A 13,802-nucleotide genomic window follows, 5' to 3' on the forward strand; every position below is an offset into this window, starting at 1 on the left:
CTGGGCTTCGGGTGTGAGCGTAGGGCGGGATTCCGGCCCAGATCCCGCCCTACGCTCACAACCAAAGCCGTAGGAGCACACTCAAAAGCCGTCAGCTCACACCCAGCGTGTCAGCGCGCAGTCCAACCCCGTTCAACCATCGGCACCCGGACTCGGTGCACGATATTGGCGCGGTGGTCCTCGGCGACGACTCGGACGATGAGCCAGCCCATCCGCTCGATCATCTCCAGGCGCTGAATGTCGTAGACGTACCGCCAACGGTCTGTCTGGTGTTGGCCGCCTTCGTATTCGACGCCCACCATGTACTCCTCCCAGCCCACGTCGATATGAGCGACCGGAACACCGTCCGCGCCCGGCACCGGTATCTGGGTCTGCGGCCGAGGGAATCCGGCGTCGATGAGGAGCAGCCGGAGGTAGGTTTCCCTGGGCGACTGCGCGCCGGCGTCGACGAGGTCGAGCGCGGTCTCCAAGCGCCGCAGCCCCGGGGAACCGGGGTGGCGTTGCGCAACACGCAGGACGTCGTCGACCTTGAAACCCGTTGCGGCCGCGAGCGCGTCCAGCCTGGCAACAGCGGAGTGGATGGCTCCGCGCCGGCCGATGTCGAAGGCGGTGCGCTCCGGGGTGGTGACCGGGCGGCCGTCCATGGTCTGCGTTTCACCGTCGAGCAGCGTGTAACGTCGGGTCAGCACCCCGCGCGGCGGCCGGGAGTTGCCATATGCCAGCTCAATTGGGACGCTGTCGGGAATCCACTTGGCGCCGTGCAGCGCCGCCGCGGCCGCGCCCGTGAAAATCCCCCTCCCCCTCGACCACAGTCCCGCGGCGGCGATGCGCTGCTCAAGAGACGGCTGGACCCGCCGCGACAGGTAGACATTGGGCAGGACCGTACAGTATTGCGTGCGCAGCTGGTGCCGACTCAACGCCCCGCACGCCAATGCCTCGCTGCCGATAAACGGTTTCCCCGAATCCATGCCGGCACACTCGCACGACAACGGCCGACGGCGTGTACCTCTATGCACAGGCCGATCGAGTGTGCGTCCAGGGCGGAAGAACCCAAGGGGCGAAATTCCGCGGACCCGTCAACACCCCGCCAGCACGCTCACGCAGTCGCGGGCGATGGCCAGTTCCTCGTTGGTCGGAACCACCAGCACGGCGATCGGCGAGCCGTCCTTGGAGATGCGAGCGATCTGCCCCTTTCCGCCGCCGAGGTTGCGGCGCTGGTCGAGCGCGATGCCCAACCCCTCCAGGCCGGCCACCGCGTCGCGACGCACCGCCGCATCGTTTTCGCCGATCCCGGCGGTGAAACTGATGACGTCGGTGTGCCCCAGCACCGCCAGGTAGGCGCCGATGTACTTGCGCAATCGGTGGATGAACACGCTGTAGGCCAATTGCGCTGCGTCGTCGCCCGATTCGATCATCTCCCGCAGCCGCCGAAAGTCGCGTTCGCCGGCCAGGCCCCACACCCCGGATCGCTGGTTGAGCATCGACTCGACCTCGTCGACACCCATCTTCGCCGTGTGCCACAGGTAGCTGACGACGCTGGGGTCGATGTCGCCGCTGCGGGTGCCCATCACCAGGCCCTCCAGCGGTGTCAGGCCCATCGACGTGTCGACCGGCCGGGTGCCGGCGATCGCCGAGGCGGAACAACCGTTACCCAGATGCAGCACAATCTGTTTCAGGTCGCCGCGCGGCCGGTCCAGGAAGGCGGCGGCCCGCTCGCTGACGTAGCGGTGCGAGGTGCCATGAAACCCGTACCGGCGGATCCGCCACCGCTCGGCCAGTTCGCGGTCGATGGCGTAGGTCGCCGCCGCCGGCGGCAGGTCGTGGAAGAACGCCGTGTCGAACACCGCGATGTGCGGAACGTCGGGCAGTAACTTCCGCGCCACCTCAATCCCCTTGAGCGCGGGCGGGTTATGCAGCGGCGCCAGCTCCGACAGCGCCTCGAGCCTGCCGATGACGGCGTCGTCCAACAGCGTCGGCCGGAAGAACTCCTGACCCCCGTGCACCACCCGATGACCGACCGCCGCCAGGCCGCAGACCCGCAGGTCGATGCCGTCGTCGGCCAGCGTGTCGAACGCGCGCCGCAGCGCCGCGCCGTGGTCGGCGACCGAGGACGAGCCCTCCCCGATTCGCTCGACGTTGCCGGTCGCGCGCGCGACACCGGAATCGGGGTCAACGAGTTGGTATTTCAAAGACGACGAACCGGAGTTGATCACCAGCACGGGACCGCTTGCGCTAGCCACGGCTACCCTGCGCCTGGATCGCGGTGATGGCGACCGTGTTCACGATGTCTTCGACGAGCGCGCCCCGGGACAGATCGTTCACCGGCTTGCGCAACCCCTGCAGCACCGGGCCGATCGCGATCGCCCCGGCGCTGCGCTGCACCGCCTTGTAGGTGTTGTTGCCGGTGTTCAGGTCGGGGAATATCAGCACCGTGGCGCGACCGGCCACCGGCGAATCGCCCAGCTTGGTCGCCGCGACCGACGGGTCTATCGCGGCGTCGTACTGGATGGGTCCCTCGACCGGCAGCCGAGGATCCCGCCGCCGCACCAACTCCGTTGCCGCCCTGACCTTGTCGACGTCCGCCCCGGCGCCGGAGTCACCGGTCGAGTAGGACAGCATGGCCACCCGCGGCTCGATGCCGAACCGCGCCGCGGTGCGCGCGGAGCTGATCGCGATGTCGGCCAGCTGTTCGGACGTGGGATTCGGGATGATCGCGCAGTCGCCATAGACCAGCACCCGGTCGGGCAGGCACATGAAGAAGATGCTGGACACGGTGGAGACGTCGGGAGCGGTCTTGATGATCTCGAATGCCGGCCGAACGGTGTGCGCCGTGGTGTGCGCGGCGCCGGACACCATGCCGTCGACCATGCCGTTGTAGACCATCATGGTCCCGAAATACGTGGCGTCGCCCATGATCTCGCCGGCCTGCTCGACGGTGACGCCCTTCGCCCTGCGCAACTGGGCGTACTGGCCGGCGAACCGGTGACGCAATTCGCCGGCACGCGGGTCGATCACCTTCGCGTCGTCCAGGTTCACACCGAGTTCCGCTGAGCGCAGCCGGATTTGGGCTTCGTCGCCCAGTATGGTCAGGTCGGCGACGCGGCGCCGCAGCAGGCGACCGGCGGACTTGAGGATGCGGTCGTCGTGGCCTTCGGGAAGGACGATGTGCTTGCGATCCGAACGGGCCCGCAGCTGCAGCTGGTGGGTGAACATCTGCGGGGTGGTCACGGTGGGGATCGAAATGGCAAGCCGCGCCAGCAGATCCGTGATGTCGACGTGGCGGTCCATCAGTTCCAGCGCGGTGTCGATCTTGCGCTGCGAGGTGGCCGTCACCCGGCCGCGGGCCGCGGCGGCCGCGCCGGCCGTGTCGTAGGTGCCCAGCGGGGTGGCGATGATCGGCAGCCGCAGGTGCAGACCCGAAACCAGGGCCGCGATCGACGGGTGCAGCTCGAACCCGCCGTTGAGGACAAGGCACGACAGCGACGGAAACCCCTCGGCCGCGTGGGCGCTCGCGACGGCGAGCACCACGTCCGAGCGGTCGCCGGGGGTGATGACCGCCATGCCGTCGCGCAGCCGCTCCAGCACGTGGTCGGCGGTCATCCCGGCGACCAGCACGCCGGTGACCTCGCGTTCGGTCAGCGACGCCTCACCGCTGACCGGCGTCCCGTTCACGGCCCGCTCCAGTTCGGCGACCGTCGGCGCCGACAGCAGCGGCTCGTCCGGCAGCACGTAGCTGGGCGGGGCGAACGCGCGCAGCGCCTCGGCGACGGCCGCGACCTCCGCCGGCTCGCACCGGTTGGCCACCACCGCCGCGGTGACGGCGTGCTGCGCGGCCAGCTCCGCCAGGCAGGCCTCGACGATGCCGGCGACCTCGTCGGCGGTGCGGCCTTTCCCGCTGACCGTCAACAACACCGGCGCGCCGAGGTTCACCGCGATCCGCGCGTTGAGCGACAGCTCCGCGGGCCTCGCCACGTCGGTGTAGTCGCTGCCGACGATCACCACCACGTCGCAGGCCTGCGCCATCTCGTGGTAGGAGTCGACGATGCTGGCGAGCGCGGCGTCGCCGTCGGCGTGCAGCTGCTGGTACGTCACACCGACGCACTGCTCGTAGGACAAGCCCGCGGTGGTGTGCTCCAGCAACAGTTCCAGGATGTAGTCGCGGTCCTCGCCGGGGGCTTGGGGCCCGCCGGGAAGCCGCGTGATCGGCCGGAAGACACCGACCCTGGCGACCGTCGCGGTCAGCCGGTGCAGGAGCCCCAGCGCGATCGTCGACTTGCCGGTCTCGGGCTCGGGCGCGGCGATATAGATGGCCTTGGATAAAGGCCCGGTTTCAGCCAAGTCGCCGCAGCCGTGGCGCCAGGTCCTTCTCGAAGAGGTCCAGGAACCGGCGTTGGTCGTGGCCGGGCGCGTGGAACACCAGGTGGTTGAGGCCCCATTCCACGTACTGACCGACCTTTTCGACCGCCTCGTCGGGGTCCGACGCGACGATCCAGCGCTTGGCGACCTGCTCGATCGGCAGCGCGTCGGCGGCCTTCTCCATTTCGATCGGATCGTCGATGCTGTGCTTCTGCTCGGCGGTCAGCGACAGCGGCGCCCAGAACCGGGTGTTCTCCAGCGCCAGCTCCGGATCGGTGTCGTAGGAGATCTTGATCTCGATCATCCTGTCGATGTCGTCGACGTCGCGGTCGGCGGCCGCGGCGCCCTCCCGCACCGCCGGCATCAGCTTGTCCTTGTAGAGCTCCTCGCCCTTGCCGGAGGTGCAGATGAACCCGTCGCCGGCCCGTCCGGCGTATTTGGCCACCGCCGGGCCGCCGGCGGCGACGTAAATCGGGACGCCGCCCTCGGGCACGTCGTAAATCGAGGCGCCCTTGAGCCGGTAGTAGTCGCCGTCGAAATCAACGCGGTCGCCGCGCCACAGCTCGCGCATCAGCCGTACCGATTCGCGCAGCCGGGCGAACCGCTCCTTGAACTCCGGCCACTCGCCCTGGTATCCGGTGGCGATCTCGTTCAGCGCCTCGCCGGTGCCCACGCCGAGGAAGATGCGGTTCGGGTAGAGGCACGCCATGGTGGCGAAGGCCTGCGCGATGACGGCCGGGTTGTACCGAAAGGTCGGGGTCAGCACCGAGGTGCCCAGCGTGATCCGCTTGGTGCGTTCGCCGACGGCGGTCATCCAGGCCAGCGAGAACGGGGCATGCCCGCCCTCGTGCCGCCACGGCTGGAAGTGGTCACTGACGGTTGCGCTGTCCATGCCGTGCCCCTCGGCGGCGACGGCCAGCTCGACGAGCTCGCGCGGGGCGAATTGTTCAGCGGACGCTTTGTATCCAAGTTTCAGTTCAGCCACTCGTTATTTCTACTCCTCGTGGCGATCGCAAGCGCGGCGGAGCCGGGCGCAGCGGGTCGCCACGCATCAGACCTAAACTCGCGGGCATGGCCCACCAGTCATCCAAGGCGCCGAGGCTTGTTCAGGTCACCGACACCGTGCACCTCGCCCGGGGGCAGGCCGTGAATTGGGTGCTGGTCGCCGACGACACGGGAGTCATGCTGATCGACGCCGGCTATCCCGGCGACCGCGACGACGTGCTGGCCTCGCTGCGGGGGCTGGGCTACGAGGCCGGCGACGTGCGCGCGATCCTGCTGACGCACGCGCACATCGACCACCTCGGCTCGGCGATCTGGTTCGCCGAAGAGCACGGCACCCCGGTCTATTGCCACGCCGATGAAGTGCCTCACGCCAAGCGCGAATACCTCGAGCAGGCCTCGGTTTTCGATGTGGCACTGCGCATCTGGCGTCCCCGATGGGCGGTGTGGGGCGTCCACGTGCTGCGCAGCGGCGGCCTGATCCGCGACGGCATCCCGTCGGCCCGGCCGCTGACCGCCGAGGTGGCCGCCGGGTTGCCCGGCCGCCCGACGCCCATCGCGACGCCGGGGCACACCGGCGGGCACTGCTCGTATGTCGTCGACGGCGTGCTGGCCAGCGGCGACGCGCTGATAACCGGCCACCCGCTGCTGCGTCACGGTGGGCCGCAGCTGCTTCCGGCGGTGTTCAGCCACAACCAACAGGATTGCCTGCGCAGCCTGGACGCGCTGGCCCTGCTGGACGCCGACGTGCTGCTGCCCGGTCACGGCGACGTGTGGCGCGGCCCGATCCGCGAGGCGACGCAAGCGGCACTTGCGTTGGCTCATTGAATGTGGGTCCTGGGCGTCGAGTGTGAACGTAGGGCGGGGATTTCGCGATTCTGACGCCGTGGGTGCACACTCGACGCCGTGAGCGCACGCTAGCCCGCGGGCCCGGGCCGCATCCACCACATCGCTTGCGCCGCAGGCGAAGACGAGCGCAGTGCGACGCCCGGGCGCAACGGGCCGGTCATGCCAGCCACTTCTCGAACGCGATCGGATGAAACGGCCCCCAGGACGGCATGGGTTCGGCGGCCACCCGGGTGTAGCCGGTGGCGTCGTAGAGCGCCTCGGCCTCGGGTTGACGACTCCCGGTGATCAGGTACAGCCGCCGGTACCCGCGCGCGGCGGCCTCCGCCTCCAGCGCCGCCAGCAGCGCCCTCGCGTACCCGCGGCGACGATGCGCGCGGTCGGTCCAGATCCGCTTGAGTTCGGCGGTGTCGTCGTCGAAACGCCGAAACGCCCCGCCGGTGACCGGCGCGCCGTGCAACACGCCGATCAGCAAGCCGCCGTCGGGCGCCGCCAACTCGTCGGCCGGCACCGGCAGCCAGGCCAAATGCGCGTCGGGCGTGCCGCCGTAGCGCTGCGCGTACTCGACGGCGAGCTCGGCCAAAAGCGGCCGGGCCAGCGGGTCGTCGTGGGTAGCCGACACGAACTCGAGCGCCATCACCTCACGTCTAACGCTCGTCGGCGGGAAGCATTCCGAGCCGAACCGCGGTGACATAAGCCGGGACGACGGCCAGGTCGCCGGGGCCGCCGCGCCACAGTCCGGCCAACCCCATGCCGGTCAGCAGTTCGACGACGTTCCGCTCGACCGTCTCCCAGCCGTGCGCCGCCAGATACTCGGGCACGTGGACGTATTCGCCCGGGTAGGTCAGGCTGGCCAGGTCGACGTCCAGGCCGTGTTGTCGCCAGCCGTCGACGAACGCCCGCCCCGCCTCGAGGTGCATGGGCGTCCAGGTGGGCATGTGATCGGCGGCGAGCCGGCTGCCGGCCGCGCTTGCCGCCGTGACGTCGCGCAGCAGCCGCTTCTGCGCGTCGGGCGGTAGGTAGCCGACCAGCAATTGCTCGGCGATCCACACCGTCGGCTGAGCCTCGTCAAAACCGACCCGCCGCAGCGCCGCCAGCCAATCCTGACGCAGGTCGATGCCCACCGCGCAACGGTTCGCGGCCAGCCTGGCGCCCAGCCCGCGCAGCAGTTCGCTCTTGAAGTCGAGCACCTGCGGGCGATCGATCTCGTACACCGTGGTCCCCGGCGGCCACCACAGCCGGTACGGCCGAGTGTCGAGACCCGATGCCAGCAGCACCACTTGGCGGATGCCCGCCCGTCCCGCGGCGGCCAGATAGTCGTCCAGGAATCGGGTGTGCGCGGCGAGGATGTCGATGAGCCCGGTCATGACCGCGCTTTCGCCGTCGCCGGTCGAGAACCGCTCGTCGTTGACCACCCGGATGAAGTACTCCACCCCCACGGCACGCACCAGCCGCTTGGCGAACGCGTCGTGCATCAGCCCCTTGTTGTTGGCGACGGCCCTGGCGACGGCGCCGAATGTCGCGGTCACCCCGACGCCGGTGGCCGGATCCCAGGTGTCGTCGTCCTTTCGCGCCATCGTCGGTCAGGCGCCGGAGCGGCGCCGCACGGCCAGCCCGACGACCGCTCGCCAACCCAGCAACAGAACCGCGGTGACCGACGCGGCCACCACCACGAAGCTCGCCGCCACCCCCGCCGAGCTGGCCTTGCGCAGCGCCATGCCGACCGCCACGGTGCACAGCCAGACGATCACCCCGGTGGGCGCCAGCGCGGTGGGTTGCCGCCACGCCCGGGACGCCAACCAGCCGACGACGGTTCCGGCGAGGAACGGCCATGCCGTCGTCGCGACGCCGGCGATGCCGAGTCCCTCGTCGTGGCTGCGGCGCCCGGCGGCGCAGAACACCAGCACGGCGATGACGTCCATGGCTAACCACGCCGGCCGTCGCATGCAGCGAGACTACCGGGCCGGGCCGGGATTCTTGACCCCGCGACCGGGGTGAACCTAGATTCGTCTGCAATGAATGCCCATTCACAAGGCCGGCTCGCGGTGGTGACCGGCGCCGGGTCGGGGATCGGCAGGGCGATAGCGCTGGCGTTCGCCGCGCGGGGCGACCGCGTTGTGGCCGCCGATCTCGACGAGGCAGCGGCGACGGCCACCGCCAAGGAGCAACCCGAGCTGATCACCGCGCTGCCCGTCGACGTCGCCGACCCCGCCCGGGTCGACGCGCTGTGCGACCGGACCCACGCGCAGGTCGGCGTGCCCACCATCGTGGTCAACGCCGCCGGCTGGGACCGCACCGACCAATTCCTCAATGCCACACCGGAATTCGCGGCCAAGGTGGTGGCCATCAACTACCTGGGGCCGGTGCATGTCTGTCGTGCGTTCCTGCCGGGCATGATCGAGGCGGGGGCCGGCGGGCGCGTCGTCAACCTGGCCAGCGACGCGGGCCGCGTCGGCAGCGCGGGCGAAACGATCTACGCCGGCGCCAAGGGCGGGGTCATCGCGCTCACCAAATCGCTGGCCCGCGAGATGGCCCGCCACCAGATCACGGTCAACTGCGTGTGCCCCGGCCCGACGGACACGCCGCTGTTTCACGCGCAGCCGGAGAAATTGAAAGAGGCACTGGTCAAAGCGATTCCGTTCCGGCGGCTGGCCCGGCCCGAGGAGGTCGCCGCGCCGGTGCTGTTCTTCGCGTCCGACGCCGCGTCGTTCATCACCGGACAGGTGATCAGCGTCAGCGGTGGCCTCACAATGGCCGGCTAGTGGCAGGCTGATTCCCATGAGCACCGACGCGCCTCCCGCCTTCGACCGCGACGACCCCCTGAGCCTGGACGCCTCCCTGTCCGGCGACGAGCTCGCCGTGCGCGACACCGTGCGAAAGTTCTGCGCCGAGCACGTCCTCCCCTACGTCGCCGAGTGGTTCGAGATCGGCGACCTTCCGGTCCGCCAACTCGCCAAGCAGTTCGGCCAACTCGGCCTGCTCGGCATGCACCTGCACGGCTACGGCTGCGGCGGGGCCTCCGCGGTGCACTACGGCCTGGCCTGTACCGAGCTGGAGGCCGCCGACTCCGGGGTGCGGTCGATGGTGTCGGTGCAGGGGTCGCTGGCGATGTTCGCCATCTGGAAGTTCGGCTCGGAGGAGCAGAAGCAGCGGTGGCTGCCCGGCATGGCCGCCGGCGAACTGCTCGGCTGCTTCGGGCTGACCGAACCCGACGTCGGATCCGACCCGGCGGCGATGAAAACCCGTGCGCGACGGGATGGTTCGGACTGGGTGCTGGACGGGCGCAAGATGTGGATCACCAACGGCTCGGTGGCCGACGTCGCGATCGTGTGGGCCGGCACCGACGACGGGATCCGCGGCTTCGTCGTCCCCACCGGCACCCCGGGCTTCACCGCCAACACGATTCACCACAAGCTGTCGCTGCGGGCATCGATCACCAGCGAGCTGGTGCTCGACGACGTGCGGCTGCCCGCCGACGCGATGCTGCCCGACGCGAGAGGCCTGCGCGGCCCGCTGTCGTGCCTGTCGGAGGCGCGCTACGGCATCATCTGGGGATCGATGGGGGCGGCGCGGTCGGCCTGGCAGGCCGCGCTCGACTACGCCACGCAGCGCACCCAATTCGGCCGGCCCATCGCCGGATTCCAGCTGACCCAGGCGAAACTCGTCGACATGGCGGTCGAGCTGCACAAGGGGCAGCTGCTCTCGCTGCACCTCGGCCGCCTCAAGGACGGCGCCGGGCTGCGCCCCGAACAGGTCAGCTTCGGCAAGCTCAACAACACCCGCGAGGCCCTCGAGATCTGCCGGACCGCGCGAACCATATTGGGCGGCAACGGGATATCGCTGGAATACCCGGTCATCCGACACATGGTGAACCTGGAATCGGTGCTCACCTACGAGGGCACCCCGGAGATGCACCAGCTCGTCCTCGGCCAGGCGTTCACCGGCAGCGACGCCTTCCGCTGATGAGCTGATGAGCGGCCTGTCCTACCACCCAGAGCATCACCAGTTCCGGCGACTGGTACACGATTTCGTGTACCAGACCGTGGTCCCACTTCACGAACGTTGGGAAAAGGATGGCCAATGGGACCGCTCGCTGTTCGTCGAGGCGGGAAAGCTTGGGCTGCTGGGCTTTTCGGTGCCCGAGCACCTGGGCGGCCCGGGGGTGCGTGACTTTCGCTACAACGCGATCGTCATCGACGAGCTGCAGCGGGCCGGCGCGGCGGCCGAGGCCATCGCCTTCACGCTGCAAAACGACGTGGTGCTGCCCTATCTCACCGACCTGACGACGCCCGAGCAGCAGCGGCGGTGGCTGCCCGGGGTGGTGACCGGCGAGACCGTGCTGGGCATCGCGATGACCGAGCCCGGCACCGGCAGCGACCTGGCCGGGATCCGCACCACCGCGGTGCGGGACGGCGACCATTACGTCGTCAACGGCGCCAAGACGTTCATCTCCAACGGGCAGACCGGCGACCTGTTCGTGATCGCGGTGCGCACCTCGCCCGATCGGCACCAGGGGCTGTCGCTGCTGGTGGTCGACGCGGACACGCCGGGTTTTCGCCGGGGCCGCAACCTGGAGAAGATCGGCCTGCACGCCCAGGACACCAGCGAGCTCACCTTCACCGACATGCGGGTGCCCGTCGAGAACCTTCTTGAAGGGGAGGGCAAAGGTTTCTCTCAGCTGATGCGCAACCTGCCGCAGGAGCGGCTCGCGCTGGGGGTGGGCGCGGTGGCCGCCGCGGAGGGCGTCCTGGCCGAAACGCTGGACTACGTTAAGCAGCGCAAGGCGTTTGGCGCGCCGATCGGCAGCTTCCAGAACAGCCAGTTCGTGCTCGCCGAGCTGGCGACCGAAATCGACATCGCCCGAACGTATCTCGACGATTGCCTGACCGAGCACCTCGTCGGTTCGCTGACGGCCGCGCGGGCCGCGCGGCTGAAATGGTGGACCACCGACCTGCAGGTGCGGACCGCGGACCGCTGCCTGCAACTGCACGGCGGCTACGGCTACATGCGCGAGTACAGCGTGGCGCGCGCGTTCGTCGACGCCCGCATCCAGACGATCTACGGCGGGACCAACGAGATCATGAAGACGATCATCGCCAAGGACCTGGGCCTCTGATGGCCGTCGACTACGGCTCCCTGCCCGTCGAGGAGGCCGTGCGCGCGGCGCGGGCCAGCTCGCGGCGCCGGCAGGTGCTCGACGCCGCCGTCAAAGTCATGGGCAGGACCGGATTTCACCAGATGTCGATGCAGGATCTGGCCGCCGAGGCCAACGTCAGCGTCGGCCTGATTTACACGTACTTCGGCGGCAAGGAGGACCTGCTGCTCGCGACGATCGTGCGGATCCTCGACGTGTTCCGCGATCAACTGGCGCCGGTCATGGACGCCGCCGGCGACGACGCCGTCGACCGGCTGGCCGCGGGCATCCGGCGCTACATCCAGATCGTCGACGAGAACCTCGACGGGGTGGTGCTCACCTACCGCGAGAGCCGAACGCTGGGGGCCGAAGGGCGTACGCAGATCAAGGAGCTCGAAATCGCCACCGCCGCGCCGCTGCGCACCGCGATCGAGGCCGGCATCGCGCAAGGCGTATTCCGCGACGTCGACGTCGATCTCACCGTGTGCGACATCATGCTGCTGGCGCACGGGTGGGCGCTCAAGCACTGGCACTTCGGGCCCAACTACACCGTCGGCGACTACGTCGCGCTGCAGACCCGCCACGTGCTCAACTCGCTGATTGCCGACGGGCGCCGCGCGGAGTATGCGCACGTGCTGGAATGAGAGCATGAGAATTACCGCATACCGGATCCGCAGGGCTGCCGCCGCGGTGGCGTTGGTCGCCGCGGCGGGCATACCAACGGCGGGCGCCGATCCCGTTACGCTGCCCCCGATGACGTCCGGTGGCGGCGGACCGATCATCGGTGGCGGCAACAGCGCCGGGATCGCGCAGCAGCTGACCGGCCTGGGCAACCCGAACGTCCAGGAGGTCGACGGCTCGGACGCGGCGCAATTCATCACGGCCGCCGCCGCGGTCGCCAACCCGCAGCTGGCGGCGCCCTTTTCGCTGCTGCGCCGCGCGCTGGCGTGCCAGACCAACGGTGCGGGATTCGGGGCGCGCGCCTACCGCCGCAACGACGGCCAATGGGGAGGCGCGATGCTGGTCGCCGCCAAGAGCGCCACACCGAACGTCGATGCCCTGACCGCCTGCGCCAAAACCAATTGGCGGCGGCCCACCCTCGGCAGCGAGACCGCGATGTGCAACAGCGGCTGGACCACGCCCAATTCCTTCGACAGCCGCCGCAGCGGTGCCGAAGCCTATTACATCTTCCTCGCCGGCACGGCCGACGACTTCTGCACCGCACTCAACGCGAAGTACAAGACCAACGCCGGAGCCTGGCCATTCTAGATTGAGCACCCGCAACCAAATCCGCTGCGCTAGAAGGGCGGTGGTTCGTAGTTGGCTGCGGTGCGTTCGGCGCGCCGTGTGGCCTCGGTGGCCAGGCGGGCTTCGTTGACGCCTCGTTCCCAGCTGATCCGGGCGGCGCGCTCTTGGGCGCGGGTCTGTTTGCGGGTGGGCATCATCAGTGCGCGGTTTTGTCCCGGCGGCGGCATGCTGTTGGGCAGCACCAGTGCGCCCGTGGGGACGGCCAGCGCCGGGTCCCACCGAGTTTGGTGACGTAGTCATGCCCCGACGGTGAGGTCCATACCACGGTGCCGTCGGGTTCCTGGCGGTCCCGCCACCCGCCCGGGCCGGGGTAGAAGGTCTTGAGCAGGTGGTGATACGGGCAGAGCAAGCAATTGAGGTTGCTGACAAGTCGGGAATCTACCCATCCGCTTGGTGGCAGGCGCAGCCGGAGCCAGGGACAACCGGCGCTCGTGCGCCGTTTGCCGCCATCTCTCGCTTGCCGTCTGCAGCGGTTACGCGGGCCGCCTGAATACTTCGCGTTCGAGCCGTGCCAGACGCTCGGCGACGGTTCCTGATTCGCCATGATCTTCGGCGTGGAGTCGATCGACGGCCCATACCCGGATTAGGGTCGATAGTGACATTCCCGCGTTGCGGGCAGCCTGGCTCAACCGCTCGTGTTCGTCGGCAGCCAAGCGCACCGAAACCACAGTCTGGCGACCAAGATTCGGGCGGCTTGTCGCGACGTGCTCGGGCGTCGGCCCTCCCGGGTATGCCTCCGCACGTGCGCCTTCGTCGGCGAGCAAATCATCAATCCTGCTCATTCTTGCTGCTCCTCGCTGGCACTTGCCAGACGGCGTGACGGTCGTTGACCGCTTCATCCGTCCAGGCAACAGAGACGCCGTGCCGTTCCCCGATATAGTCGGCCCGCTTGCTCCGTCGACCCGCACCACCCACCTACAATACACTACGAATACCTACGTGCACTATTCTCGCGGCGGTGAGCGCCCCTGCGGATGCGTCAGAGGCCCATGCGTTCGTCGCGACCGTGGTGCACTCAGCTCGGGGAATTCGGACCCCGGTTTACCCGGGTCGCGCCCGGAGCGCCTCCATCGGCCCATCGATCGCCCGGCCCGCTAGACCGTGCTACCTCAGATGTTGCAAACAACACTCCTTGACCCGGAATCGCTTCTACCAG

The 13,802-nt window shown here is 69.1% G+C and carries 15 protein-coding genes; 6 read left to right on the forward strand and 9 right to left on the reverse strand.

All coding sequences use genetic code 11. The features are described 5' to 3' along the window. Positions 1-110: 110 nt before the first annotated feature. The 4 genes from G6N25_RS07240 to fgd form a co-directional block, all read right to left on the reverse strand. Complete coding sequence (locus tag G6N25_RS07240; protein ID WP_083074190.1) at positions 111-968, reverse strand: hypothetical protein; 858 nt, start codon at positions 966-968, stop codon at positions 111-113. A 108-nt stretch (positions 969-1,076) separates the two neighbouring features. Further along, a complete protein-coding gene (locus G6N25_RS07245) occupies positions 1,077-2,240 on the reverse strand; it encodes an acetate kinase (protein ID WP_372506659.1) in 1,164 nt (387 codons plus the stop codon). Continuing rightward, positions 2,233-4,338 (reverse strand): phosphate acetyltransferase, encoded by a 2,106-nt coding sequence (pta, locus tag G6N25_RS07250; RefSeq protein WP_083074188.1) that lies wholly within the window; start codon positions 4,336-4,338, stop codon positions 2,233-2,235. The genes G6N25_RS07245 and pta overlap by 8 nt, the downstream gene beginning before the upstream one ends. Further along, positions 4,331-5,341 carry a glucose-6-phosphate dehydrogenase (coenzyme-F420) gene (fgd, locus tag G6N25_RS07255; RefSeq protein ID WP_083074187.1) on the reverse strand — a complete coding sequence of 337 codons (1,011 nt, stop codon included), beginning with the start codon at positions 5,339-5,341 and terminating at the stop codon, positions 4,331-4,333. Before fgd ends, pta begins: the two co-directional genes overlap by 8 nt. 86 nt (positions 5,342-5,427) lie before the next feature. Between fgd and G6N25_RS07260 the strand changes: the two genes are divergently transcribed. Beyond that, positions 5,428-6,186 (forward strand): MBL fold metallo-hydrolase, encoded by a 759-nt coding sequence (locus G6N25_RS07260; RefSeq protein WP_083074186.1) that lies wholly within the window; start codon positions 5,428-5,430, stop codon positions 6,184-6,186. Positions 6,187-6,364: 178 nt separating this feature from the next. Here the strand turns inward: G6N25_RS07260 and G6N25_RS07265 are convergent, their stop codons facing one another. From G6N25_RS07265 to G6N25_RS07275, 3 genes are read right to left on the reverse strand one after another with little or no spacing between them, the layout of a single operon-like run. After that, positions 6,365-6,841, reverse strand: a complete 477-nt coding sequence (locus tag G6N25_RS07265; protein ID WP_142272638.1) for a GNAT family N-acetyltransferase — start codon at positions 6,839-6,841, stop codon at positions 6,365-6,367. 10 nt (positions 6,842-6,851) lie between these two features. Further along, complete coding sequence (locus G6N25_RS07270) at positions 6,852-7,781, reverse strand: class I SAM-dependent methyltransferase (RefSeq protein WP_083074184.1); 930 nt, start codon at positions 7,779-7,781, stop codon at positions 6,852-6,854. 6 nt (positions 7,782-7,787) lie between these two features. Next, positions 7,788-8,150, reverse strand: coding sequence for a DUF3054 domain-containing protein (locus G6N25_RS07275; protein WP_142272637.1), 363 nt, complete (start codon positions 8,148-8,150; stop codon positions 7,788-7,790). Positions 8,151-8,219: 69 nt separating this feature from the next. Between G6N25_RS07275 and G6N25_RS07280 the strand changes: the two genes are divergently transcribed. The 5 genes from G6N25_RS07280 to G6N25_RS07300 are packed head-to-tail and all read left to right on the forward strand — an operon-like array spanning position 8,220 to position 12,607. Continuing rightward, complete coding sequence (locus tag G6N25_RS07280) at positions 8,220-8,966, forward strand: SDR family NAD(P)-dependent oxidoreductase (protein WP_083074182.1); 747 nt, start codon at positions 8,220-8,222, stop codon at positions 8,964-8,966. A 16-nt stretch (positions 8,967-8,982) separates the two neighbouring features. Then, positions 8,983-10,167 (forward strand): acyl-CoA dehydrogenase, encoded by a 1,185-nt coding sequence (locus G6N25_RS07285; protein WP_083074181.1) that lies wholly within the window; start codon positions 8,983-8,985, stop codon positions 10,165-10,167. Between the two features lie 7 nt (positions 10,168-10,174). Further along, positions 10,175-11,320 carry an acyl-CoA dehydrogenase family protein gene (locus G6N25_RS07290; protein ID WP_083074180.1) on the forward strand — a complete coding sequence of 382 codons (1,146 nt, stop codon included), beginning with the start codon at positions 10,175-10,177 and terminating at the stop codon, positions 11,318-11,320. Beyond that, positions 11,320-11,982 (forward strand): TetR/AcrR family transcriptional regulator, encoded by a 663-nt coding sequence (locus tag G6N25_RS07295; RefSeq protein ID WP_083074179.1) that lies wholly within the window; start codon positions 11,320-11,322, stop codon positions 11,980-11,982. The genes G6N25_RS07290 and G6N25_RS07295 overlap by 1 nt, the downstream gene beginning before the upstream one ends. A gap of 4 nt (positions 11,983-11,986) precedes the next feature. Continuing rightward, complete coding sequence (locus tag G6N25_RS07300; RefSeq protein WP_083074178.1) at positions 11,987-12,607, forward strand: hypothetical protein; 621 nt, start codon at positions 11,987-11,989, stop codon at positions 12,605-12,607. A 29-nt stretch (positions 12,608-12,636) separates the two neighbouring features. Here the strand turns inward: G6N25_RS07300 and G6N25_RS07305 are convergent, their stop codons facing one another. Together G6N25_RS07305 and G6N25_RS07310 are read right to left on the reverse strand one after the other, a co-directional pair. After that, entirely contained in the window at positions 12,637-12,828 is a 192-nt protein-coding gene (locus G6N25_RS07305) for a hypothetical protein (protein ID WP_083074177.1), read from the reverse strand. 291 nt (positions 12,829-13,119) lie between these two features. Next, positions 13,120-13,428 (reverse strand): plasmid mobilization protein, encoded by a 309-nt coding sequence (locus G6N25_RS07310; protein ID WP_197745672.1) that lies wholly within the window; start codon positions 13,426-13,428, stop codon positions 13,120-13,122. Between the last annotated feature and the right edge of the window lie 374 nt (positions 13,429-13,802).

The organism is Mycobacterium heidelbergense (assembly GCF_010730745.1).
Classification (GTDB): Bacteria; Actinomycetota; Actinomycetes; order Mycobacteriales; family Mycobacteriaceae; genus Mycobacterium; species Mycobacterium heidelbergense.

Bases quoted from the DNA above. Each gene is read 5' to 3' on its own strand.
- G6N25_RS07240 (WP_083074190.1), bottom strand. From the start codon at position 968: ATGGATTCGGGGAAACCGTTTATCGGCAGCGAGGCATTGGCGTGCGGG.
- G6N25_RS07260 (WP_083074186.1), top strand. From the start codon at position 5,428: ATGGCCCACCAGTCATCCAAGGCGCCGAGGCTTGTTCAGGTCACCGAC.
- G6N25_RS07265 (WP_142272638.1), bottom strand. From the start codon at position 6,841: ATGGCGCTCGAGTTCGTGTCGGCTACCCACGACGACCCGCTGGCCCGG.
- G6N25_RS07270 (WP_083074184.1), bottom strand. From the start codon at position 7,781: ATGGCGCGAAAGGACGACGACACCTGGGATCCGGCCACCGGCGTCGGG.
- G6N25_RS07275 (WP_142272637.1), bottom strand. From the start codon at position 8,150: ATGCGACGGCCGGCGTGGTTAGCCATGGACGTCATCGCCGTGCTGGTG.
- G6N25_RS07280 (WP_083074182.1), top strand. From the start codon at position 8,220: ATGAATGCCCATTCACAAGGCCGGCTCGCGGTGGTGACCGGCGCCGGG.
- G6N25_RS07285 (WP_083074181.1), top strand. From the start codon at position 8,983: ATGAGCACCGACGCGCCTCCCGCCTTCGACCGCGACGACCCCCTGAGC.
- G6N25_RS07290 (WP_083074180.1), top strand. From the start codon at position 10,175: ATGAGCGGCCTGTCCTACCACCCAGAGCATCACCAGTTCCGGCGACTG.
- G6N25_RS07295 (WP_083074179.1), top strand. From the start codon at position 11,320: ATGGCCGTCGACTACGGCTCCCTGCCCGTCGAGGAGGCCGTGCGCGCG.
- G6N25_RS07300 (WP_083074178.1), top strand. From the start codon at position 11,987: ATGAGAATTACCGCATACCGGATCCGCAGGGCTGCCGCCGCGGTGGCG.
- G6N25_RS07310 (WP_197745672.1), bottom strand. From the start codon at position 13,428: ATGAGCAGGATTGATGATTTGCTCGCCGACGAAGGCGCACGTGCGGAG.